Source organism: Dendronalium sp. ChiSLP03b (assembly GCF_034531165.2).
Taxonomy (GTDB): domain Bacteria; phylum Cyanobacteriota; class Cyanobacteriia; order Cyanobacteriales; family Nostocaceae; genus Dendronalium; species Dendronalium minutum.
Map to the genome: position 1 here is coordinate 44,364 of NZ_JAVRBR020000105.1, position 22,512 is coordinate 66,875.

General features: G+C 42.8%; 24 protein-coding genes and 1 tRNA gene. 13 read left to right on the forward strand and 12 right to left on the reverse strand.

The genetic code is table 11. The features are described 5' to 3' along the window. Positions 1–86: 86 nt before the first annotated feature. Genes RMY31_RS24760 through rpmH form a run of 3 tightly spaced genes read right to left on the reverse strand, consistent with a single transcriptional unit; the run spans position 87 to position 1,042 of the window. A complete protein-coding gene (locus RMY31_RS24760; protein WP_322661891.1) occupies positions 87–479 on the reverse strand; it encodes a PH domain-containing protein in 393 nt (130 codons plus the stop codon). Then, a complete protein-coding gene (rnpA, locus tag RMY31_RS24765; protein ID WP_322661893.1) occupies positions 466–885 on the reverse strand; it encodes a ribonuclease P protein component in 420 nt (139 codons plus the stop codon). The genes RMY31_RS24760 and rnpA overlap by 14 nt, the downstream gene beginning before the upstream one ends. A 22-nt stretch (positions 886–907) precedes the next feature. Beyond that, the gene (gene rpmH, locus RMY31_RS24770) at positions 908–1,042 is read right to left on the reverse strand and encodes a 50S ribosomal protein L34 (protein WP_096558233.1); all 135 of its coding nucleotides are present in this window, start codon (positions 1,040–1,042) and stop codon (positions 908–910) included. A 161-nt stretch (positions 1,043–1,203) separates the two neighbouring features. Here rpmH and RMY31_RS24775 point away from each other — a divergent pair, with 161 nt between their 5' ends. Beyond that, a complete protein-coding gene (locus tag RMY31_RS24775) occupies positions 1,204–1,512 on the forward strand; it encodes a hypothetical protein (RefSeq protein ID WP_322661899.1) in 309 nt (102 codons plus the stop codon). Position 1,513: 1 nt separating this feature from the next. Here RMY31_RS24775 and RMY31_RS24780 read toward each other — a convergent pair whose 3' ends face one another. After that, complete coding sequence (locus RMY31_RS24780; RefSeq protein WP_322661901.1) at positions 1,514–2,026, reverse strand: DUF2808 domain-containing protein; 513 nt, start codon at positions 2,024–2,026, stop codon at positions 1,514–1,516. Positions 2,027–2,786: 760 nt separating this feature from the next. Here RMY31_RS24780 and RMY31_RS24785 point away from each other — a divergent pair. From RMY31_RS24785 to RMY31_RS24795, 3 genes are read left to right on the forward strand one after another with little or no spacing between them, the layout of a single operon-like run. After that, positions 2,787–3,956: a Re/Si-specific NAD(P)(+) transhydrogenase subunit alpha gene (locus RMY31_RS24785; RefSeq protein ID WP_322661903.1), complete on the forward strand. Its 1,170-nt coding sequence runs from the start codon at positions 2,787–2,789 to the stop codon at positions 3,954–3,956. Between the two features lie 57 nt (positions 3,957–4,013). Then, positions 4,014–4,307 (forward strand): NAD(P) transhydrogenase subunit alpha, encoded by a 294-nt coding sequence (locus RMY31_RS24790; protein WP_096558236.1) that lies wholly within the window; start codon positions 4,014–4,016, stop codon positions 4,305–4,307. After that, entirely contained in the window at positions 4,304–5,707 is a 1,404-nt protein-coding gene (locus RMY31_RS24795; protein ID WP_322661906.1) for an NAD(P)(+) transhydrogenase (Re/Si-specific) subunit beta, read from the forward strand. Before RMY31_RS24790 ends, RMY31_RS24795 begins: the two co-directional genes overlap by 4 nt. Positions 5,708–6,314: 607 nt before the next feature. Here RMY31_RS24795 and RMY31_RS24800 read toward each other — a convergent pair. Further along, a complete protein-coding gene (locus tag RMY31_RS24800; protein WP_322661907.1) occupies positions 6,315–6,947 on the reverse strand; it encodes a type I restriction endonuclease subunit R in 633 nt (210 codons plus the stop codon). Here RMY31_RS24800 and RMY31_RS24805 point away from each other — a divergent pair. Then, a complete protein-coding gene (locus RMY31_RS24805) occupies positions 6,916–7,110 on the forward strand; it encodes a hypothetical protein (protein WP_409878348.1) in 195 nt (64 codons plus the stop codon). The genes RMY31_RS24800 and RMY31_RS24805 overlap by 32 nt on opposite strands. Before the next feature lie 153 nt (positions 7,111–7,263). Continuing rightward, positions 7,264–7,482, forward strand: coding sequence for a DUF4351 domain-containing protein (locus RMY31_RS24810; protein WP_322661910.1), 219 nt, complete (start codon positions 7,264–7,266; stop codon positions 7,480–7,482). A 134-nt stretch (positions 7,483–7,616) separates the two neighbouring features. On the opposite strand, the gene RMY31_RS24815 is transcribed toward RMY31_RS24810, so the two are convergent. The 5 genes from RMY31_RS24815 to RMY31_RS24835 all read right to left on the reverse strand — a co-directional run bounded on the left by RMY31_RS24815 (position 7,617) and on the right by RMY31_RS24835 (position 13,119). After that, positions 7,617–8,162, reverse strand: a complete 546-nt coding sequence (locus RMY31_RS24815) for an HD domain-containing protein (RefSeq protein ID WP_322661912.1) — start codon at positions 8,160–8,162, stop codon at positions 7,617–7,619. A 418-nt stretch (positions 8,163–8,580) separates the two neighbouring features. Next, on the reverse strand, positions 8,581–9,648 hold the full coding sequence (gene ccsB / locus RMY31_RS24820; RefSeq protein WP_322661914.1) for a c-type cytochrome biogenesis protein CcsB: 1,068 nt from the start codon (positions 9,646–9,648) through the stop codon (positions 8,581–8,583). A 150-nt stretch (positions 9,649–9,798) separates the two neighbouring features. Next, positions 9,799–11,574 carry a DUF3352 domain-containing protein gene (locus RMY31_RS24825; RefSeq protein ID WP_322661916.1) on the reverse strand — a complete coding sequence of 592 codons (1,776 nt, stop codon included), beginning with the start codon at positions 11,572–11,574 and terminating at the stop codon, positions 9,799–9,801. Between the two features lie 696 nt (positions 11,575–12,270). Continuing rightward, positions 12,271–12,900 carry a chorismate lyase gene (locus RMY31_RS24830; RefSeq protein WP_322661918.1) on the reverse strand — a complete coding sequence of 210 codons (630 nt, stop codon included), beginning with the start codon at positions 12,898–12,900 and terminating at the stop codon, positions 12,271–12,273. 138 nt (positions 12,901–13,038) lie between these two features. After that, positions 13,039–13,119 (reverse strand) — tRNA-Leu (locus RMY31_RS24835). A 369-nt stretch (positions 13,120–13,488) separates the two neighbouring features. On the opposite strand from RMY31_RS24835, the gene accC reads away from it, so the two are divergent. Continuing rightward, positions 13,489–14,832 (forward strand): acetyl-CoA carboxylase biotin carboxylase subunit, encoded by a 1,344-nt coding sequence (gene accC / locus RMY31_RS24840; RefSeq protein ID WP_409878335.1) that lies wholly within the window; start codon positions 13,489–13,491, stop codon positions 14,830–14,832. Between the two features lie 78 nt (positions 14,833–14,910). On the opposite strand, the gene RMY31_RS24845 is transcribed toward accC, so the two are convergent. Continuing rightward, positions 14,911–15,204: a YggT family protein gene (locus tag RMY31_RS24845; RefSeq protein ID WP_322661922.1), complete on the reverse strand. Its 294-nt coding sequence runs from the start codon at positions 15,202–15,204 to the stop codon at positions 14,911–14,913. A gap of 366 nt (positions 15,205–15,570) precedes the next feature. Here RMY31_RS24845 and psbX point away from each other — a divergent pair, with 366 nt between their 5' ends. From psbX to RMY31_RS24865, 4 genes are all read left to right on the forward strand, one after another. Beyond that, positions 15,571–15,690 (forward strand): photosystem II reaction center X protein, encoded by a 120-nt coding sequence (gene psbX / locus RMY31_RS24850; protein WP_206265968.1) that lies wholly within the window; start codon positions 15,571–15,573, stop codon positions 15,688–15,690. 256 nt (positions 15,691–15,946) lie between these two features. Next, on the forward strand, positions 15,947–16,852 hold the full coding sequence (locus RMY31_RS24855; protein WP_322661924.1) for a Ycf66 family protein: 906 nt from the start codon (positions 15,947–15,949) through the stop codon (positions 16,850–16,852). 155 nt (positions 16,853–17,007) lie between these two features. Further along, positions 17,008–17,571 (forward strand): hypothetical protein, encoded by a 564-nt coding sequence (locus RMY31_RS24860; protein ID WP_322661926.1) that lies wholly within the window; start codon positions 17,008–17,010, stop codon positions 17,569–17,571. Between the two features lie 252 nt (positions 17,572–17,823). After that, the gene (locus RMY31_RS24865; RefSeq protein ID WP_322661928.1) at positions 17,824–18,351 is read left to right on the forward strand and encodes a TolB family protein; all 528 of its coding nucleotides are present in this window, start codon (positions 17,824–17,826) and stop codon (positions 18,349–18,351) included. Between the two features lie 92 nt (positions 18,352–18,443). Here RMY31_RS24865 and RMY31_RS24870 read toward each other — a convergent pair whose 3' ends face one another. Then, positions 18,444–19,454 carry a succinate dehydrogenase/fumarate reductase iron-sulfur subunit gene (locus tag RMY31_RS24870; protein ID WP_409878346.1) on the reverse strand — a complete coding sequence of 337 codons (1,011 nt, stop codon included), beginning with the start codon at positions 19,452–19,454 and terminating at the stop codon, positions 18,444–18,446. A 1,416-nt stretch (positions 19,455–20,870) separates the two neighbouring features. On the opposite strand from RMY31_RS24870, the gene RMY31_RS24875 reads away from it, so the two are divergent. Then, on the forward strand, positions 20,871–21,308 hold the full coding sequence (locus tag RMY31_RS24875) for an AbrB family transcriptional regulator (protein WP_322661932.1): 438 nt from the start codon (positions 20,871–20,873) through the stop codon (positions 21,306–21,308). Between the two features lie 188 nt (positions 21,309–21,496). Further along, complete coding sequence (locus RMY31_RS24880) at positions 21,497–22,360, forward strand: CPBP family intramembrane glutamic endopeptidase (protein WP_409878339.1); 864 nt, start codon at positions 21,497–21,499, stop codon at positions 22,358–22,360. Positions 22,361–22,512 lie beyond the last annotated feature (152 nt).

Consider the following 22,512-nt stretch of genomic DNA (forward strand, 5'->3'; position numbering starts at 1 on the left):
CTATCCTACGCTACGGATAGCCGCACTTCAAAGTGATGAGCGCTGAGTTAGGAATTTTTAATTTGTCCCCTACTCCCTACTTACTATCACTTGTTGGCTACACTACTGTATTGAGGATTTTTGGCAGTGACTTTTTCATTGATGTAGTCATAGACTTCCCGAAATTTGGGAATAGCCCGCATTTCCAGACGACTACCATTTCTCAGAGTTATTACCATATCTCCCCAAATACCAAGACCGCGCGGGACTTTGACAATTTTGACAATTTCTGAGTAAATCACGTCAGTGCGATCGCGCCCCATCCAACCTCCCATCACAGAAATCCGGCGATCTGTGATCCTGTAACGCAGCCACAATGCCCTAACGATTGCCCCTACTGTCAATGGTATTCCGACGACGGTTAGCCCGATTAACAGGTTTAGAATCAAGTCCCCAACGTGAGGACCGCCTTCATAATAAATTTCTTCACGAATTCCCATGGAATACCTCAGCTTGTGCCAACAACTGCTCTAATTCTTGCAGAAATTGTTGGCTTACGCACTTAGATTCTGCTGCTGTTGGTTTTACAACGAACACTAGCCGCCAGCCTGGGGACAATTTCGGCAAAAAGTTATGTAAAACAGCAGTAATCTGACGTTTTATTCGGTTGCGAACTACTGCTCTTTTGCTAACTTTTGTACTAATCGAAATGCCAATTTGTGTGCTTGCAAGCTGTCCTGAGTTCGTTAAAGGTTTATTTGTGGCAGCATCCAGAGATGGCTCTGTTGAACACGATGGTCGTAAAGCTCTCAAGGTGATATGAGAACTCTGTCGCCGAATTCCTTCCCGGAAAACTGCCTGAAAATCTTTGCGAGATTTGAGTCGATTCGCCTTGGGCAAAGCCACAGTCGTTTTAGCTGGAGATACCCTAAACGCTTAGACGATAACGTCCTCTTTTTCTCCTAGCCCGAATTACGTTTCTTCCATCTGGTGTCCGCATTCTGGCACGAAAACCAGAAGTTCTTTTTCTCTTGCGGCAAGTGCCGCCCAAGGTTCTCTGCATAACGTTCTCCTGCTAGGCGATTTCTATAAAAAGTCACAATCTATTATTGTATCACTTTACGTTTATAAAATGAAGATTCCGGTAAAAAAGTCAATAGTCAGTGGTTAGTAGTCACTAACAACTGACCCTTACGGGTAACGCTCCTGCGTCGCTAACGGCAGTTGCTACCCTGCGGGAAGCAGCAGAAGCGTTTACAAGTTGGGAAACCCGACGACACTTGCTCTTGCTACCCTGCGGAAAGCGCTTCGGGTGACGCTCCTAACGTCGCTACTGCTACGCTAACACCAGTCGCTCATGGGGGAAACCACGCCACTTGCTACCCTGCGGGTTCCGCTTTAGCGGTACAAGTCGGCAGAGCCGCCCAACGCAGTGGCTCCCCAAGACCGCGCTGGTTCACCGCGCAAAGCGCGTCTACAACGCTCTTAACCCGCGCAACGCAGTGTCTCCCCAACGCACTGCCTCACAACTAACTTAACTAACGCTGATAATCCAGGTTCCCAAGTAACGCAGCAGTGGCACATCCCCAGGAGAAAGAATTTGGCAGTTAAAATAGTAAGTACCGCCGAATGCTGGGTTTTTCACGTTAGATAATACTACTTCTACCTTATTACCTGCTGGCACCGGCTCTTGAGGAAAAATTTCTAATACGCGACTTTCTTTGTTCCATTTCACTTCAGACAGGGGAACTTTTTTACCTTTAACCCTCACCTCTACCTTTTTGGGGTCAAAGGTTCCTTTGTAATAATTTGGATAGGTAATAGCAAACTGAGCAACTGCCAACTTCATCTTTTTCTCTGGAATTCTTAAGATGTATCTATCCCAGCTATTAGTTTGTCCACCAAAGTCTAACCGGAAGGGTAGCTGATTTTCGTTTTTGACACCGCTGAACAGTGTGAGTCCAGGTAAGGTTTGCCCCCAGGTCATGGCTGGAAATCCAGCCAGCAAACAGCTAGTCACAGCTAAAGCAGAAAGCAAACGTCGCATAGTTAAACTCCTCTCACAACAATTAGGTTTTGTTATTTAAATAACTAAGATTCAGTATTCGTAACTAAACTTTACTACTGACTTCCTGACATTGGACGTTAGATGTCAACAAATAGTGCCATTTACTCTAGATGGTTGTTTATCAGTAAAAATACGCTGTAGTGGATTTAACGCATACTGTATTGTTTGCATGACCTTTGTAGAATAGCCATTTCTATCTCCCGAAGAGTCAAATTTGAACTAGATATAAACACAGTACGGTTTTGATTGTGTTTCTAAATATGTATAAGTGTATCTTAATTTAAGATTTTTGTTATAAAAATTGAGCCATGTCAATAGCGATCGCCAATGAACTTGAGATAAATTGATTAAAATAAGCTTGAATCAAAGCGAGAATCCTCAAAAATTAATTGAAAAATTATCAAGCTTCAAAAAATTGGTAAATATTGCACTATGTAATAAAAAGAAGACCAAAATTTTTCAATCCCTAAAACAAGCTGAAGACCAGGATGTAAATTTGGGAATCAACATAGGATTTGCAATAGCATGTAAACCTATTTGTAACTATCAGCAAGCGTGAGTCTGCGAGCAGGAAAGCGAGGCTTTGTCTGGAAAACCAAGAGTGGGAGAGGAATTCAAGGCTCAATCTACTAGGAAAAAATCGCCGAAAGTTTCTGTCCTGAATTATTAAGTTCGAGACTTCCCTAATTGGGAAATTGCATATTTAGCAGAGATTAAGTATTTATCTCTAGGAGATTTCATGAGAATAGCAGTTGCTAAAGAAATAGAAGTTTGTGAGCGTCGTGTGGCATTAAATCCTGACACCGTTGCCCGATTAGTAAAACAAGGCTTAGAAGTGCAGGTAGAAACCGGTGCGGGAGAGCGATCTTTTTTTAGCGATTCTGCCTATGAAGCAGCAGGAGCTAAAATTATCGACGATCCCGCTCAATTATGGGGTGAAGCAGATATTTTATTGAAAGTCAGCCCACCGCAAGAGCGAGAAGATGGACGTTCAGAAGTTGACTTACTGCGGGAAGGAGCTGTCTTAATCAGTTTCCTGAATCCTTTGGGAAATCCTGTGGTGGCGCAGCAACTAGCTAATCGCAAAGTCACAGCCTTGAGTATGGAATTGATCCCCCGTACCACGAGGGCACAAAGTATGGATGCTTTATCCTCTCAAGCATCGCTAGCAGGTTATAAGGCAGTTTTGATTGCTGCTGCGGCGTTACCAAAATATTTCCCGATGCTGACAACTGCCGCAGGCACGATCGCTCCCGCCAAAATATTTATCATGGGTGCTGGTGTAGCAGGATTGCAAGCGATCGCCACCGCCAGACGCTTGGGAGCAGTAGTAGAAGCCTTTGATATCCGTCCTGCTGTCAAAGAAGAAGTGCAAAGCTTAGGGGCAAAATTCGTCGAAGTCCAACTCGAAGAAGAAACAACCGCCGCCGGGGGCTACGCCAAAGAAATTTCCGAAGCTAGCAAACAACGTACCCAAGAAGTCGTCGCCGAACACGTCAAAAATGCTGATGTCGTGATTACTACGGCCTTAGTTCCTGGGAAAAAAGCACCATTGCTAGTCACAGAAGAAATGGTGGCACAAATGAAACCAGGTTCGGTAATTGTGGATATGGCCGCCGAACAAGGTGGTAACTGTGCCTGTACAGAACCCGGCAAAGATATTGTATGGAACGGCGTGACAATTATTGGCCCTATCAATTTACCGTCATCGATGCCAGTCCACGCCAGCCAACTGTATTCCAAGAACGTGACATCGTTAGTCCAACTGCTAATAAAAGACAAAGCTTTACAAGTGGACTTTGCTGATGACATCGTTGATGCAGCTTGCATTACCCATGCAGGTGAAATTCGCAATCAACGAGTGCGGGATGCGCTACAAGCAGTAAGCGGTGTCGGTGCGGCTCAATAGGTTAGTAGTAAGCGCTTCAGCGCTTACTACTAGCCAATTATCATAAGGAGTTTTTTCATGACAGAGGCATTACTTGCTGCTTTGTTTGTATTTGTTTTGGCATCTTTTATCGGCTTTGAAGTGATCAACAAAGTCCCACCGACTCTGCATACACCCTTAATGTCAGGCTCAAATGCGATTTCTGGCATTGCGGTACTTGGGGCGATAGTGGCTGCTGGTGCTAGAGAGACTAGTGTTTCGGTGATTCTCGGTTTGATTGCCGTGGTACTGGCAACAGTCAACGTCGTGGGTGGTTTTCTAGTCACCGACAGAATGTTGCAAATGTTCAAGAAAAAGGAGATTAAGGCGTGAGCGACTTTCTACCAACTGGGATTCAGCTGACGTACTTAGTCGCTGCATCTTTATTCATTTTGGGTTTGAAAAAGCTGGGATCGCCAGCTACAGCGCGCAACGGTAATGTCATTGCAGCCGTAGGAATGCTGTTGGCAATTGTGGCGACAATGCTCGATCAGCATGTATTGAATTATGAAATGATTTTGTTAGGCTTGGCGATTGGTTCGGCAATTGGTGCGATCGCAGCCTACAAAGTTCAAATGACAGAAATGCCCCAGATGGTGGGTTTACTTAACGGTTTGGGCGGTGCAGCTTCCGCACTAGTTGCCGTTGCTGAATTCTGGCGATTGTTGGATAGCTCTCAAGCGATACCCCTCGATGTCAACATTTCCATGCTGTTGGATGTGTTAATCGGTGGTGTTACCTTCACAGGTAGTTTTCTTGCTTTTGCAAAGTTGCAAGGTTTAATCAGCGGTTCCCCGATTACATTTCCTTTCCAGCAACCATTTAACCTCTTGTTGTTGGGTGCTTATGTAGTGGGTAGTGCCTACTTGATCGTCACACCAGATAGCCTACCCATATTCTTAGCAGTGGTTGCGGTTTCCTTAGTGCTGGGTGTAATGTTCGTCATCCCCATTGGTGGTGGCGATATGCCCGTGGTAATTTCGCTGTTGAACTCCTTATCAGGTGTAGCAGCATCCGCAGCTGGTTTCGTGGTGATGAACAATATGTTGATCATCGCTGGGGCATTAGTGGGAGCCTCTGGTATTATCCTTACCGAGATTATGTGTAAAGCTATGAACCGCTCACTCTTTAGCGTGCTGTTCAGCGCTTTTGGTTCAGCGGCTGCTAGTGGTGGTGGTGCAGCAGGTAGTACAGGCGATCAAACCGTCCGCAGCATCGATCCCGAAGAAGGCGCGATGATGTTGGGTTATGCCCGTTCTGTAGTAATTGTGCCTGGTTATGGTATGGCTGTAGCACAGGCGCAACATAGCGTGCGAGAGTTGGCAGATCAGCTAGAACGCATGGGTGTTGATGTTAAGTATGCCATTCACCCTGTTGCTGGGAGAATGCCGGGGCATATGAATGTGTTACTGGCAGAGGCAAATGTGGCTTATACGCAGCTGTATGACATGGATGATATTAATCCCCAGTTTGAGCAAGCGGATGTGGCTTTAGTAATTGGGGCTAATGATGTGGTAAATCCAGCGGCGCGTAGCGATACCAATAGCCCGATTTATGGTATGCCGATTCTGGAAGTAGATCGGGCAAAGCAAACGATTGTAATTAAGCGCGGCATGAGTACGGGTTTTGCTGGTGTAGATAATGAATTGTTCTACAAAGATAAAACTACGATGCTCTTTGGTAGCGCTAAAGATATGGTGTCGAAGTTGGTTTCGGAAGTGAAGCAACTTTAAACGAAACGCAAAAGGCGCAAACGGCGCAAAGTAAAGAAATAATTTAGAGAGTTAGCTTGCTTTGGGGGTGTGATGCTTCTGAGGCAAGTTTTTTTAATGAATGAGCTAGTTTTCTCGAATTTAATATTTGGATCTATCTAACCAGATCCGGAGTTCATCACCAAATTTTAGTACATAACCCAATTTTAGTACATCACACAATTTTAGTAGCGGATTAGTTCGGGAATCTAGAGTACAACTCTTATTATCACTCTCAAGAGATGGCCCTAACATAATTACTGTGTAAGTGTTCAAGACTCTTTCCAGTTAGATAAGTAGTTGTTAGTTTGTGACAAATCTATCTAGAAGCTTTACTGAACCGTTAAATCTAAATATTATTGTCATCAATCAACAATTTTGGAATAGGTAAGGTCAAAATACCTCAGTAATTATCCTTAAGCAAAAGTGAAATAAACCTTCATTAAACCTGAGTCGCGTAGAAAATATTTATCAAATTAAATAATTTTTTCATATATTGTATTTAACTTTATAAATTAAAAGCGATCGCTCTCCTTCTTCCTCTGCGTTCTCTGCGTCTCTGTGGTTCGTTAAAAAGATAGGGAAATCCTCACTCCAACACAGCTTGTCCCAATCGCTTCAAAATCCGCAAAACTTCAGCTAACTCATGTCTTCGAGGAAATAAAGAAAATGTCCGCGATACATCATACTGTGGAGTGTCTATGAGAGTGAGCTTGAGAAATACAAACTCATCGCCGTTTGTTGCCATTCCAAACACAGATTTATCGTGAGGATTAGTCAGCATGTAAGCTAATAATTGCGGTAATGCTGCTGGTACTGGAATGCTATTTCGTTTCGACTCCACAACCAAAATCCACAACCTTTCCTGCACAACTAGTGTGTCAATAAAGCCGCGAATCGTTTCATCAGGATTTTCAAGTTCTAATCCAACACCATAGGGTGAGCGAATTCTGTATGGTGGATCGAGAAAGCCTGCAAGCTCTAATAATGGTGAAACCACTAACAGATTAATCGTACCTTCTAACAGTAGACTATCAACGCGGTGGTAGTCATAACGCTGCTTAATTCGAGTAATACTCGCCTGTTCTTGTTGGTTGAGTTCGGGTAATTCGTCAATCCACTCGTAGAAAAAGCGATCGCTATCAGCTTGAGTTAAATTACAACGAGTCTGTAAATCGTTCAAGCTTTTAATGGTGTCAGTAATTCCAACGCTGGAAACCATCTGCTATTGTCTCATCGTTGCTTTTAGTCTAGCAGCGGTATACAAGGCTTTTTCCAAAACTCGCCAAGCGATCGCTCCCCTTCTTCCTCTGCGTTCTCTGCGCCTTGGCGGTTCGTTAAAAACAGCGATGCCTGCGGCGGGCTGCGCCTACGCTCATGAATAAGATGATATAAATTTGAAATGATAGACCACGATCGCCTATTTAAAGAACTACTCACAACCTTCTTTTGATACCTACCTGCGACTAAATGCCCAAGAACAAGAAATTTTCCAGGCTGAAATTGCTCAATTTGAACCAACTCAACAGGAGGTAGTAATGCAAATCGTCACCAGTTGGATGGAAGAAGGGATACAACAAAGAGAGTTAAAAATAATCGAGCGTCAATTAACACGGCGAATCGGTGCGATCGCTCCTGAATTACAAGAGCAAGTACGTGGGTTATCGTTAACTCAGTTAGAGGATTTAGCGGAAGCCTTACTAGATTTCTCCACTGAAGCTGATTTAATCGCTTGGTTGCAACAGCAGCAATCATAAATCTATTCTCCCAAGCGATCGCTGATACTCAGATTTTGCAGTGCTTAGAAAAATTTTTAGTTTCCATATAAAATCATTTAACTATTAATAGTACTTATGGTAATAAATTTATTGCATGATGTATTAATAGATATTTACTGAATAAATGCTTTGTAATCCTCAATTTTACTTGCCAAACGTGAAGCTAGAAACGAACTTGCATCACGCAAATATTCGTAAATCTGAATACCTTCTTCTCGATATCGAATAATTTTTTCTTGAGTCCAATAATATGGTGGTGCTTGTAGATTGGTAATTCTATCCGCTAACTTCACCATCCATATTTCTTGCGGTTGCTCTTTTATCCTTCTTAAACTATCTGCCATTTGTAGATGTTTTGCTAAACTTTCATCTTTAGTTAATGCAAGTACACCATTAGCTACTGATTCCCCAAATTTAGTTTTTACTTGCTCAAATGTTACATCAGTATCTTCAATGGTGTCATGTAAAAGACTACATTGAAGAGCTAAGTCTCCATCACTTTTTGCTTCTACATTTAAGGCAGCAATTACTTCCATGCTCACAAAACTCAAGTGCATAATGTAGGGTATTTCTGAACCTGGCATTTTTTGGCCTTGATGTGCCTGTGCTGCAAATTTATAAGCTTTAATATAAGTTTCTTGCGACCAATTTGGTTTCATATGCAGGAATGCTCTAATTTAATCATCTGGAAATTGCCAAGATGAAATACTTTCTACATCTTTGCTACTACATTTAATACAAGTAACATCAAATTTTGAATCCATCCACTCATAACCGCAAGCGCGACAGCAACAAAAAATATTATTGCGGTTTGCGTTTTTTATACCCTGATGCCATTGCTGTAGTTGGTCAGGATTTGGAAAAGGGAAGTTATCAGATGGCAGGCAAAATGACATGTATTTTATACAGTTATAATTTTAAGTATAAAATTTGCGAATACTTGATGTTAATCCTGATACTACTTAGCTGAGTTGAGTAGATTGAAAAGTTTTTTCACTTCCGGGCGATCGCTAAATTAATGTTAAAGATTCACAATATATTTGCGATCGCTCAGTGCATTCATTTACCTCAAGTTTTTTAGAAAAACCAACCGTAAGAATGCAAACCTTTACCCAAAAGATTCACACCAAGATAGCAAACCCAGACAACGACAAAGCCACTGGCAGCTAAAATCGCCGGACTACGCCCTTGCCAACCACGAGTAATGCGGGTATGTAGGTAGGCAGCGAAAACTAACCAAGTAATTAACGCCCATGTTTCTTTAGGATCCCAACTCCAGTAGGAACCCCAAGCTTCGTTAGCCCAAACAGCACCAGCAATAATCCCAATCGTCAGTAAGGGAAATCCCAATCCAATGATGCGATAGCTGATGTTATCAAGAGTTTCAGCTAGGCTCAGGCGCTGAGGTGAAAGTGGTTCTGAATTTTGAACTGTGGATTGTTGATTTTGGATTGGGGTTGTGAGTACTGCCCCCAAAACAGCGGTGTTACTGTTGCCGTTTTTATTACTTTCAAGACGAGCAAAGCCATTATTATCTCCAAGAGATGTTTGTGGTTGAGAAATTAGCTCGCCAGCTTTTTGCAAGCGGTAGCCATTGCTACGATAGCCACCCGTACCCACAGAACTGCCTTGTAGTTGAATGTTTTGACCGCGAGTGACGACCAGAAAAGCGATCGCTAACAAAGAACCCACCATTAAAGCAGCATAACTCAACATCATCACACTGACGTGCATCATCAGCCAATTCGACTTCAATGCAGGCACTAAAGGTTCTGCCACTTGCATTTCTGATGGTAGTGTCAGGGTGGCAAAAGCAGCGATACCCATAGCCACAGGAGCAGTGACAACTCCTACTAAGCGGCTACCACTGGTATTTTCAGCAATTAAATGAATTGTGGTAATTCCCCAAGTTAAGAAAAATAAAGATTCATACAGATTACTCAGGGGAAAATAACCAGCTTCTATCCATCGTGCCCCAAGAAGGGTAGCTATGCACAAATTAGCGATCGCCATTCCTGCTGTTCCCAACGCGGCAGTTGCCGACAAAGTCGGAAAAGCAGCCCCCACCCAATAAAGCAGCATGGTTAGGAATAAAATGGCAAAGGAAGCATTGTCCAGCCAATTCTGGAGTCCAACCAGATTCATAAAGCGTTCTCCCCAGTGGATTCTTTAAAACATAGATTCTGACTGTTCTGATCCTATCTGCTTAGAGGCTAACGGGACATGGAAAAGTCAATGGTCAGTAGTCAGTAGTCAGGAGAGCAAGGGAACAGACAACAGGCAACAATAGTTTTCTCATCTTTCCCCGCGTCCTCTCCACGGAGATGGGGTAGCAGTTGGTGTAGGTGCATTGTTGCTGGAACTAGGTATAGCTGAGTTACCAGCTTTTTTGAGTGCAAAAAAAATGTCGTAACGGTTACTGCGATTGTCGCTGACAGCAGCTGTTACCCCAATTGAACGTGTTGCTGCTAGTAAAGTTTTTTGATTGGAGAACAGACGTGGTATGGGAAAATTTTTCGTAGTGCGTTCCACATCTAGGAAAAATTGGCCGTTATTTGGGTTGAGTTCTGTGGGAACTGTTTGTTGAAAAGCAAGAGTGTTAGCTAGTGTGTTATTGGGTTTGGGAAAAATTTTATCCATAACAGGAGCGCCTAGGATAAAAAAAGCGATATTTTCATCTAGCCAACCGTGGGTTGCAGTTAAAGTACCATACGGTGCAATCCAGTTGATGATGGGTTGACCTGCTACTGTTCTCGACTGGATTTGGAACTGGTATTGATTTTGCATCACATCATCCAGTTTTTCTATGGATGCTTCAGCTAATTTGCGATCGCTTGCCTGTACCATAAACACCAAACCCGCCCGAAAATTCTCTGGTGAACCATCTTTTGGGCTACTGGGAATCACTGAGACAGAAAACTCACCTTTCATCCAACTAAGCAAATCCCGATCTAAATCGAGATTGGTCAGAGATTTCACGCCACCTCTTAGCTGTTCTGGTGCTATGGGTGAGAGAGGATTTCCCTGAGATGTTAAAACATAATCTCCCCACAACCTTTGTAAATTTCCACCAGACAACATCATCAATGTTTCTGCTGGCAAGCGGTTTTGCATTTTCCCTGCTTTGTTATCTACTGCCAACACACGCTGACTATTGGGGTTCAGCCATGAAACACCCTTTAAGCTTATTCCTTCAGGTTCTAGAGTAATTGTTCCTGCCAAACCTTGGTTATTTTGCAGTTGAGCTAAAACTTGAGCGGGCAAATGGCGGCTTGGAGAAGCAGTAGCTATTTTGGCTGCCGTTGGCACATTGACATAAAACTGAGCAAAAGGTTGATAACTGGAGATTTTGGCCATATTTTCGGCAAAGCCTCCTGTTGTCGCTAGAGATGCTTTACTTTTATAGGCATCAATTGCTCGTTCTGTGTTTTTAGGATTATCGGTGATGACTAGGAAACGCCGATCTATTAATGTGGCAGAGAGATGTTCTCCAGCTTGTCTATCGGTTTGTTTGATGGTGAATCCTTGATATGTGCGGTCAATCCATTTACCTTGTTTAAGAGGTTTGGGTTGTGCCCAAATGCTTTTAGCCATTTCTGGGTTCTTCACAGGCAACACCATTACCATTGACTGCTGACTACCAGCAGCATCTTTATTGGTTGCCACTGGTTTGAGTGTAGGTTTACTGGTTTCTGGAGCTAAAATCGCTAGGGTGACTTCTTCGCCAACCCAAGGTTGAATGTCTTTCTCGAAGTCGTAACCATTACTAGTGAGAAAGCGATCGCGCAACTGTACTAAATTTTTATTAAGTTCTGCTTGGGTTTCTTTTGTCCCAAACTCATGCAATTTCTGCCATTGTTTGGGATCTGTGGTTAGAGAAACCGTAAATAGAGCGTCTTGCGGAATAATATTTGCACCTACTGGCAAATCTCTGGAAAATCTTTGTCCTTGGGTTAAAAACCAGTATGCAGCACTCCCCACACCAATCAATAACCCAGCAACCGAGAGCGTCAACACCAGAGATGGTTTCTTTTTTTTCTTCATGGGAACAGACACAACAGGCAGTGCCATTGACACCTCTACGTCATACTTGCAAACTCATTATTTGCTGGATTTGTTTATGCAAAAGCGTTGCGTTTATAGCTAGTTAACCTTTTTAACATGCTTTATTAAATTTTGCAGGTCACTTTCTATCATGGCTTCCTTTGCCAGTAATTCCCTGGCAGATGAATCCATCACTTCAAGCAATCTGAGAATATAACTAACTTGAGAAAGCTGCAAGTCGTCAGTAACCTGTATTGCCTTCTGTTGACAAAACTTATATTTGTTGTATTTAATTTGTCAAATTTCAAGTCATGAACTTCTAGACTTGAGCATTGATAAGCAATTTTCACAGTTACATACTATATTTAATCATCCTCTTTCTGCCACTACATTTTTTGTATGTAAAACAGCAGTTGTGATTTTTAGGATGTGCGATCGCAATTTTTTTCAGAGCGAGCAAAAATCAAAATAATTTGCAATGTATCAAGATTTTCGGCTTAAATAATGCTTATATGGCGATATTTGCATCTGAGATCTAAAAATAACCCACTCAACCAGTTACATATTAAGTTTTGTGGAATATTTTAATTCTTTTCCATAATCTAGGTAAATCTAAAACCTAATTCGATTTCTGGATTTTCTCCTTATCTCCACGCCAGTTCTCTCAAGCAGAGCCGCCCATGAGACTGGCTCCGCAACACACTGCTTCCCCTGTTCTCACTACTAAACCTTTCCATTAGTGGAACTCAGCTGCATCGGTCCTAAATATTTGGTTAAATAAGGCGAGAAAACTTCATAAATCAGAGTTAAGGGCTGTCCGTGATGCCAAAACAGATAGTGACGACCCCAAAAAGGCCCAGGCACTTCAAAACCTGACTGGAGCGCAGCTGAGTAACCGTGGTAAATTCCTCGCACATCCCGATACAACTCGGTGCGGAGACGCGCTAAACTCGCCCAAATTGGCAATGAACGATTTTGCAAGTACTCATCTACATGACTAGCTTCCCACCAGGAAGTAGCATAAGCCAATCGCTGACCAGAGGCGGTACGCAGCCACACCTGTCGTCGCAATCGCGGCCCTGGTACAGCTTGAATCAGGTCGGGGGCAGCATCTGAGTCCATGCCAATCAATGACATGTCAATCACGTCTACTTCTGTAGGCTCGCCTGTAAGCAACTCTAAGTGCCTTGTCGGCGAACCGTCACCCAAAAGCAGCATTTGCCAAGTCGGTGCTAGATGAGTGTGAGGCAAACTCTGTTGAATTACTTCCTCACCACCTTGCCAAATCGGAGTCAGACGATGCCACGCTGCTGGCAGTGTTGAGTTTTCTTTGGGAGTAAAAGTTGCAGTCAATGTTCTTTACAAAAGTTCACCTATCTCTATAAAAGCACAAAAACCATGCTTCCTATTGGAAGAAGGAGATAGGCTGATTAGGAAATGGTGAGAAATCCTAACTCTTGCACAGACACGATTAATCGCGTCTCTAAAAAATGCGGATGGCGAGACTCGAACTCGCAAGGCAAAGCCACACGCCCCTCAAACGTGCGCGTATACCAATTCCGCCACATCCGCATGAGTTGTCTAATAGAAAATATTAGCACAAAAAAGTAAATATAGTAAGGTAATATTTGATTTTCCAAAATTTACCAAAAATTTAAGTCTTACTATTCACAAATTTCCCGAAGTATGTATATCAGACTGACAGAAATGTAGTAGGTCTACAAGTGATATTAAAAGAGGTGTAGCTACTGTGGTAGGACTTACCCTCTTAAAAAAAAATCAATGGTTTGGGCAAGGGGTGTATGGATGTGAATGTTTAGGGGTGTAAAGGAGGACAACATTTAAGAATCTCCTGTCATAATTTGAGATAAAGCGAAAGCGTTGTTGCAAATGGGATCGGAGACAATGTCAATCTACTGGTACTAATATCGAAGCTAGAAAATGAAGTTTGACAAAATATTAATTGCCAATCGGGGAGAAATCGCCCTTCGCATTCTTCGCGCCTGTGAAGAAATGGGAATTGCGACAGTTGCGGTTCACTCCACCGTTGACCGTAATGCTCTCCACGTCCAACTTGCCGATGAAGCAGTTTGCATTGGCGAACCTGCTAGCGGTAAAAGTTATTTGAATATTCCCAATATTATTGCTGCCGCACTAACACGTAATGCTAGCGCCATTCATCCAGGTTATGGCTTTTTGGCAGAAAATGCTCGATTTGCAGAAATTTGTGCCGACCATCACATTGCCTTTATTGGTCCAACTCCAGAAGCCATCAGGCTCATGGGGGATAAATCCACTGCTAAAGAAACCATGCAAAAAGCTGGTGTACCGACTGTACCAGGTAGTGATGGGTTGGTAGAATCCGAGCAAGAAGGACTGACACTAGCCAAAGATATCGGTTATCCAGTGATGATTAAAGCCACAGCTGGTGGTGGTGGACGAGGTATGCGTTTGGTGCGCGATGAAAGCGAATTTGTCAAACTCTTCTTGGCTGCCCAAGGGGAAGCAGGAGCAGCTTTTGGCAATTCAGGCGTTTACATAGAAAAATTTATTGAACGTCCGCGCCACATTGAATTTCAAGTTTTGGCTGATAACTATGGCAACGTTATCCATTTAGGCGAACGAGATTGCTCCATTCAGCGCCGCAATCAAAAGTTACTAGAAGAAGCTCCTAGCCCTGCTCTAGATTTCGATCTGCGAGAAAAAATGGGACAAGCTGCTGTCAAAGCTGCTCAGTTCATTAACTACACTGGGGCAGGTACTATCGAATTTCTCCTCGATAAATCCGGTAAATTCTACTTTATGGAAATGAACACCCGGATTCAAGTAGAGCATCCCGTAACAGAGATGATTACTGGGTTGGACTTGGTTGCTGAACAAATCCGAATTGCTCAAGGGGAAAGACTCAAACTTACCCAAGACCAAGTAGTATTTCGGGGTCACGCTATTGAATGCCGCATCAATGCCGAAGACCCCGACCATGACTTTCGCCCTGCGCCTGGACGTATCAGTGGCTATCTACCTCCTGGTGGTCCTGGTGTGCGAATTGATTCCCACGTTTACACCGATTACCAAATTCCTCCCTACTACGACTCCTTGATTGGCAAGTTAATTGTTTGGGGACCAGACCGCCCTACTGCGATTAATAGGATGAAACGTGCGTTGCGAGAGTGTGCCGTCACCGGGCTACCTACCACAATTGGATTTCATCAAAAAATTATGGAAAGTCCGCAGTTTTTGCAAGGTAATGTCTACACCAATTTTGTGCAGGAGATGAATATCTAAGGGACTGGGGACTGGGGACAGACCAATTAAAAATTTTTAATTTTACATTTTTAATTCTCTATGCCCAATCCCCAATCCTTAACTCACTCTAGACAGCATAGTAAGTAATCCTTGCTGACCTAGGAGAATTTCTCGCACCAGACTAAAGATTCCGACCCAAATAATCGGGGTAATATCTACTCCACCTATGGGTGGCACTAGCTTTCGCAACGGCACTAAAAAGGGTTCAGTGGGCCAAGCTATTAAGTTAAAGGGCAAACGATTCAGGTCTACTTGCGGATACCAAGTAAGAATAATGCGGAAAATAAACAAAAAAATCATCAGTCCTAAAATAGGACCGAGAATCCAAACAGTTAGGTTAACACCAGTCATCGGTTTGAACTACCATCTAGGAACAAAGAAAACGCTTGGATGAAAGCCAGAAAATTTGCAGTTGTGTAAAGCACTCTCTCTATATTTTATTTCAATCCTCGATCGGGATTAATACAAAACTACTTTCGCCCCGCATGATTGAATATATACTCCTTGCTGCGGAGCGTTGTTTTTTATTCAAGTGCAAACTGCCATAACCACAAGCTGTCATCAGCTCGCTTGGATAGAGAAGCTAGCCTGAAGCTGTTAACTCAAGGTTTTGTGTAGAGAGTTACCAAGTGTGGTAGCTCATGGCCAAAGCTCGATCGAGGAAGTGATACACCATATTAGAATTATGATGAAGTGTGTAAAAAAAGGTATTGAACTATGACACCTGCTTTAGCAAATTTTCTTTGGAGTCTGTTTTGGGGTGCGTTGATTGTCGTGGTACCTGCTACAGTTGGTTTAATTTTCATTAGCCAAAAAGATAAAATCCAGCGTTCATAATGCTTGAAGAGTCAGTTCGACTCTTACAAGTAATTGTCTGTCAGCGAACTACCTCATTGCAGCGATCGCAAAAAATCTTCCCAGCGAGGACGAGGTATACTGAGCTGACAGACACAAACTTTTTTAGTTTTCGGCGAACAGCTTTAGAAGCTCTCTTTGCCAGATGCTTTGAAGCTTCAACATAATATTGTGACTGATTAGAGTAGTGATTTTAATTGTGACTCGCTAACATAGATTTGATATTGGGAAAAGAACAATGATAAATTTTGGGCTGAACTCAGTCAGTGTTCTGGCTCAGGTCAATTTTGGGGCAAACTCAGCCAGTATTCTAGGAATTTTCCTGGCTGTGGCTGGGGCAGCGCTGTATTTTCTCCGCACTGTGCGTCCAGAATTGTCAAGAGATCAAGATATCTTTTTTGCAGCGGTGGGCTTACTCTGCGGCTTCATTCTCATTTTCCAAGGGTGGCGATTAGACCCGATTTTGCAATTTGGTCAGCTACTTTTAGTTGGTGCAACTGTGTTTTTTGCGGTTGAAAGTATTCGTCTGCGAGGTATAGCTACCCAACAAGCCAAGCGTAATACTCCGATTGTCGACTCAGACCGAGAGGTGAGCGATCGCTATAGCTACACAGATCGCAGGAAATATCAGGCTGAGATGGATGCAGATTTAGAACCACTGCCTTATGAGGAGGATGAACGCCCAGCGCGCCGCCGAATTCCAGGAAGCCGAGAAGAACGCTCATCTCGTGATGACTACTATGAGGAGCAACCTCCCCGTCGTTCAGAACGCCGCAACAGCAATGAAAGACAGGAATCAGGGGATAGAGGTCGTCGCCGTAGTTCTGCACGTCCAGTCAGTCGTACCTCTGACAGGTATGAAGAAGATTGGGGTTCTTCCTCCACCAAGGAAGTTGATGATTGGGAAAGTTCCAGCGGCGAGGTGAGAAAACCTTCTCGTCGTAGTAGTAATGGATCTATCCGCCCAGAAAGCCGTGATGAGGATATTCCTTCCAGACCTAAAAGACGGCGTTCACCTGCTGACTCAGCCGCTCGAAGAGAGCGCGAAGATGATGAGGCAATACCAACCGACTATGTACCCTACAACCCCATTGAAAGACCAGAAGGGGAACCAGACAATTCCACTAATTTTGATGATGTTTAAAGCACCTCATACCAATTTTGGATTTTAAATTTTGGATTTTGGATTAAAAGGCTTTACCATAAAACTGTTCCAAAATTCCCAAGCAATACTACTTATCCAATTTGGTATCAGTTAGATGTAAGCTTAGAGGCGATAAAAAATACTAAACAGATGAGGTGAAAAAACTTACGCCTAGATTTTGGCTCCAAAGACCGATTCATTGGAGCCTAGTTTTTAGCTTTACAAGTTTGCTTGCATCTTGTGGTTCTGACAATATTCCTATTGGGCCTACTTCCCTCAACAGTCGCTACACTGAGGAGCAACCTGCATTGAGTGGAAATGGGCGCTTTTTAGCGTTTATTTCCAATCGTAATGGTAGTCACCAATTGCTGGTTTACGATTTGACAGAGCAACGGTTTGTTCGCACACTAGGCTTAAATCGACCAGAGACAATTGCTGAAAGTCCTAGTTTGAGTTACACCGGGCGTTATATTGCTTATATAACTAGCGACCAAGGTAGACCAGTGGTGGCGCTTTACGATCGCGCTACCCAGCAGTCACAAATCCTCACTCCCACCTATCGCGGCTGGGTGAGAAATCCTGGTATCAGCCCAAATGGACGTTATGTTGTCTTTGAAACAGCTAGCCGTGGTCAGTGGGATATTGAAGTACTAGACCGGGGGCCAAATTTAGAGTTAGATATTCCCAATGGTGCAACTGTAGATGCGCCTCCTAATTAGGCAGGGGAGGCAGGGGGCAGAGGGGCAGGCGAGATGAGGGAGATGAGGGAGATGAGGGAGCAGGGGAAGCAGGGGGAGCAGGAGAGAAATAACTCTTCACTCCTAACTCAGCACTCCGCGAGAAGTTACAAGGAGGAGCCAGTCTGTTGCGGGGGTTCCCCCCGTTAAAGGAACTGGCGTGGTTTCCCTCCGGGCAAACTTTGGTGACTCGGCACTCTTTACTACTGACAACTGACCACTGACTACTGACTAATGACTAATCGCATTATTTTTATACCTGTATTTGTATGCTTAGGGTTATTGACTGGCTGTTTTGGCTATCCTCGCCTAGTGAGTTATCCCTTCGATCCGGGGGGTCGGAGTATCAATAGTCTAGCTTCAGAACTAAATCCTCAAATTTCTGGGAGATATATTGTTTTTACTAGCGATCGCCGGGGCAGCCAAGATGTTTATATGTTTGATACGCTGACTCGCAATTTAGTTGATTTACCGGGTTTAAATTCCCTGGATACGATCGCTTCTCATCCTAGTGTTTCCGAGGATGGTCGTTATATTGTATTTGCTGCTAGTCGTCAGGGGCGATCGGCTATTTTTCTCTATGACCGAGAAACACGCCAATCACGGAGTTTGACTAATAACCTGCAAGCAGAAGTCCGTAACCCCGCCATTAGCGCCGATGGTAGTACGATTGCATTTGAGTCCAGTAACAACGGGCAGTGGGATACTTTAGTCTATAACCGTTCTGGACAACCGTTGAATATACCGCAAGACCCTAGATGAAGGGCTTGGGGATTGGGTACCGGGGATTGGGTATTAGGTATTAGAAAGAAAAACTAATTTGGTGAAGTAAATTCCTTCCCAATCCCCAGTCCCTAGTCCCCAGTCCCCAGTCCCTCTTGTTGCACAGATTCGATGAGCGATCGCACTTGTTGTGTCCCTTGGGAAGGTTCAAAGGATAAGGGGAATTTGCCCCGACATAACATCCGCAATCCTAGGGGTGCAATACTCAGTAATCCTTTGAGGTCTTTAAAGTAGTTACCAACTACTTGTAAACCAAATTGCCGTTCATCAATCCAGCCACCTTCTTTAACTAAATCTACTAAAACTTTCCGGTGACGAATTGAGCGAGTGTCACTGACTTGTTCGTGTGCAAGGATTTCTTGTTTAATTTTCGTAATTTGCTCTAGTGGTGCGACATCCATGGGACAAACTGAGTCGCAGTACAAACAACGGGTACAGCCCCAAACTCCTTTCGTACCTTCGTTGTAGCTTGCTAGGCGATTTTCTGTTTCACTATCACGCGAGTCTGCAACCATGCGGTAGGCTTTGGCCAGGGCGTGAGGGCCGACAAAGTTTGGATCGACTTCACGGGCATTGCATTCAGAGTAGCAAGCGCCACACATGATGCAATTACCAGTTTGATCGAGGCGCGATCGCTCTTGTGGTGTTTGCAAAAACTCCCTTTCTGGTATTTGTCGCGCTGCGGTACTTACATAAGGAGCTACTGCCTCTAAATTATTCCAGAAACTGCTCATATTTACGACTAAATCTTTAATCACGGGCATATTGCCTAGAGGAGCCACTGTGATTTCTGGAATAGAATTTGCTTTATTTTCTGGTGTCGGAATCTTTTGTAATCTAGCAAGTTCACTGCCAACATTTTCCTTACAAGCTAGAGCTGAACGTCCATTGATTCGCATAGCACAGCTACCACAAATTGTATTGCGACAATTTTTGCGAAACGCCAGTGTGCCATCTTGCTCCCACTTAATCCGATTCAGACAGTCCAGGATTGTATTGCCAGATTCCACCTCTATAAGGTAAGTTTGCACTACAGGAGCGGAATTTTGTTGCTGCCGAATAATTTTAAAAACAACTTCCATTCTTACCAACCAAAGTTTTAAAATTGTTTCACCAGCCTTAGAAATCATGAGTCAAGGCAGGTAGTTGCAAAAAGTTAACTGTACTCTTGTTGCCCTTAATTCAAAGCGAAGTGTTAAGAGACTGACGATCCAAGAGCGACTGATTCTAGTTTAAGGATAACCATTAAAATTTTAGTTGTATTAGCACCGCAGGCAAGATTTGTGTTAAGTTCTAAGTCCGACCGCAAAAAAAGTAATTGTAGCTTCACATTTAATTTACCTGTTGGGAAGTGCAAGGGAAAGGGGATTTGTCTAGAGAAAGACTTTTGTTTATCCCCCTGATAGCTAAAATATCCCAAATCAATCTACTTTCGCTTCTCAATACTTCTTCATGCCAATAACCGATTAAAGCCACTGGTTGAAAAAATCCCTTCATTTGTCACGAAGTGGGAATTATTTGGTTATATAGAAGTGTTAAAGCGGATAACGAACATCTAGTAGTGGCAATAAAGCACTTGCTAGATTTGGGTAAATATATTCTTCCCGCAGACAGAAGTACAAAATAGCTAGCTGCTTTTTGTCTGGTGACAATAAACCACCAGAGAAATCTCATAGCTTTTTGTCTCGTCTAAATCAAGCAAATCAAAGGATGTAACTCACTCGTCAAAACTGCTCGTCTAAATTTAGATTAATTTTTATAAAAGCCATGCTGCTCTACTCACTACTGTAATAAAGAGGGAGGAAAATCCTCACTGCTTTTTACCACCTCAAGCTAGAAGATTTAGATAAAACTTTACCAGCAATTTAAATTCAAAATTTAACAACTATTTTGCTATTATTAGTCCATGCTAGTATTTAATATAAAATTACGAAGTCACAAAACCAAAATCATTAGCCGTATAAGCGCGGCTACTACTGCTTTGTTACTTCGTAATGTTGAGACATGAAAATTCTTGTCTCTACAGGTAGGACAAAAGGGTGTATGTCCAAAAGACCATATTCAAATACTATGCTGTCCTAAGCTTGAGAGTAAGAGTGAGGAAAACCTTACAACTCAAGGGCAATAAAGGCAAGCGATGAACGTGGAAAGCCTGCAATATATAGGGTCTACAACTTATTTGTAGTAGAACCCTGCCAATATGTAAAGGTGGCTGAAAGTTACACCGCTACAGTATCGCCAAAAGAGAAAATAATTTGATTTCCGATGGCGAATGATGGTTAAAAGTGGCGTAAAATCACCGAAATTAATACCTGTGACACCATGACTTCCAATCTATTGTGGGCAACCATAATAGCGGTACTTTGGTTTTATATAAGCAGGAATTCACCCCTCACCCTAGGGTCACCAGTAGCTCTATGCAGATGCTAAAAAGTCAAATACTGGCATAAAACGACATTGTTTATCAGTTTGGAGAGAGTAAGGAAAAATTGAGCGTAATGACTGAAACCGCAACCGCACCATTAACTGGAAAAGCACTGCTAGCTAAAGTAAAAGAACTTTCCACTTTACCACGCCGAGAAAGAGCCAAGCAGTGCGGCTATTACACGGTTACTAAGAATAATCAGGTTCGCGTTAATCTCACAGATTTTTATGATGCATTGCTATCGGCAAGAGGAATTCCTCTTAGTCCAGAAGCACCTAAAGATGGTCGTGGTCGTGAACCGACATATCGGGTTAGCGTCCATCAAAACGGTCAGATTGTGATAGGTGCTACCTACACTAAAGCTATGGGCTTAAAACCTGGAGATGAGTTTGAAATTAGGTTGGGATATAAGCATATTCACCTGATTCAACTCGGTGAAACTGATAAAAAAGCAACTCTAGAAGATGTAGACTCTGATGAGTCAGACGAAGACTTTGAAGAGGAAGAATAAATTTACTGATGGTAGGGATAAATTAAAGGTGAAGTCCAATAACTTGTCTCTACCCTCACAGCAAACTGTCAGCCATGTCTTGAGAATTTTGTTTCAGTAAAAAATACGATTAGACCCCTTGCAAAAGTCCCTAACTTTAGTAGAGTCTTGATTAAAAAGCAAGAAATCTATTGTTCAAGGAATCTATCGTGTTTTTTTTGTTTATTTTGATAAATTTTTTTGAGCCATCAGTCAACTCCTTACTGGCATTTATGAAAGATGCATCAGTACTAGTTGTTGTGATGGCATTTTTTATTTGCTGGCTAGGGTGCTGGTTACCAGTAGCAGTAGTATCAGCGATCGCACTTAATTTCCAAACTACTAAATCTTTGCAGCCAGAGCAAAAGTTACCCTTAATGGTGTCACTTTACCTAATAGCTCCCCTAGTTCTCTGGGGAGTTATGAGATTTACTAATAAATCTTTTTCAGATTACGGCTTATTAGTGAATATTTCCCTGCTGGGTTCTTTAGCATTCGGCTTTGGGTTGGGAGTGCTGAGTTTAGCTATTATATTTAGCTGTCAATTTCTTTTGGGTTGGTGTATTTGGCAAAAATCGAATATCAAGTTAATACCACCCATATTTTTACCGATTTTATTAATAGCATTGTTAGTGGGGGGCATAGAAGAGTTAGTTTTTCGCGGGTTCCTTTTGACTGAATTAGAGCGCGATTACCCATTTTGGCTAGCAGCAGCAATTTCTAGCTTAATTTTTGCGGTTCTACACTTGGTTTGGGAACAACGCGAAACCATACCGCAACTTTTCGGATTGTGGCTGATGGGAATGATGCTGGTGTTAGCAAGGGTTGCAGATGGTGGCAACTTAGGTATAGCTTGGGGACTACACGCGGCATTGGTATGGGCGATCGCTACCATAGACACAGCAGAACTAATCACTTACACAGGAAAAGTCTCGGAGTGGTTCACTGGTAAAAACAAAAAACCCCTAGCTGGGGTAGCGGGAATTGTTTGTGTACTAGGAACTAGCTTGATTCTCTGGTTATTTACTAGGTAACCTGAGTTCGGGATAAGGAAAGGGACAGGTAGTAAGCTGAAAATAGCGTTAAATCCAGCAACCTGCCCTATGTTCAGTTTAGATGCTTTGTTTTGCCATGTAGATGATTTCTGTAAAGCATTTGAAACCCAATGGTACAAAAAGCTATTAAG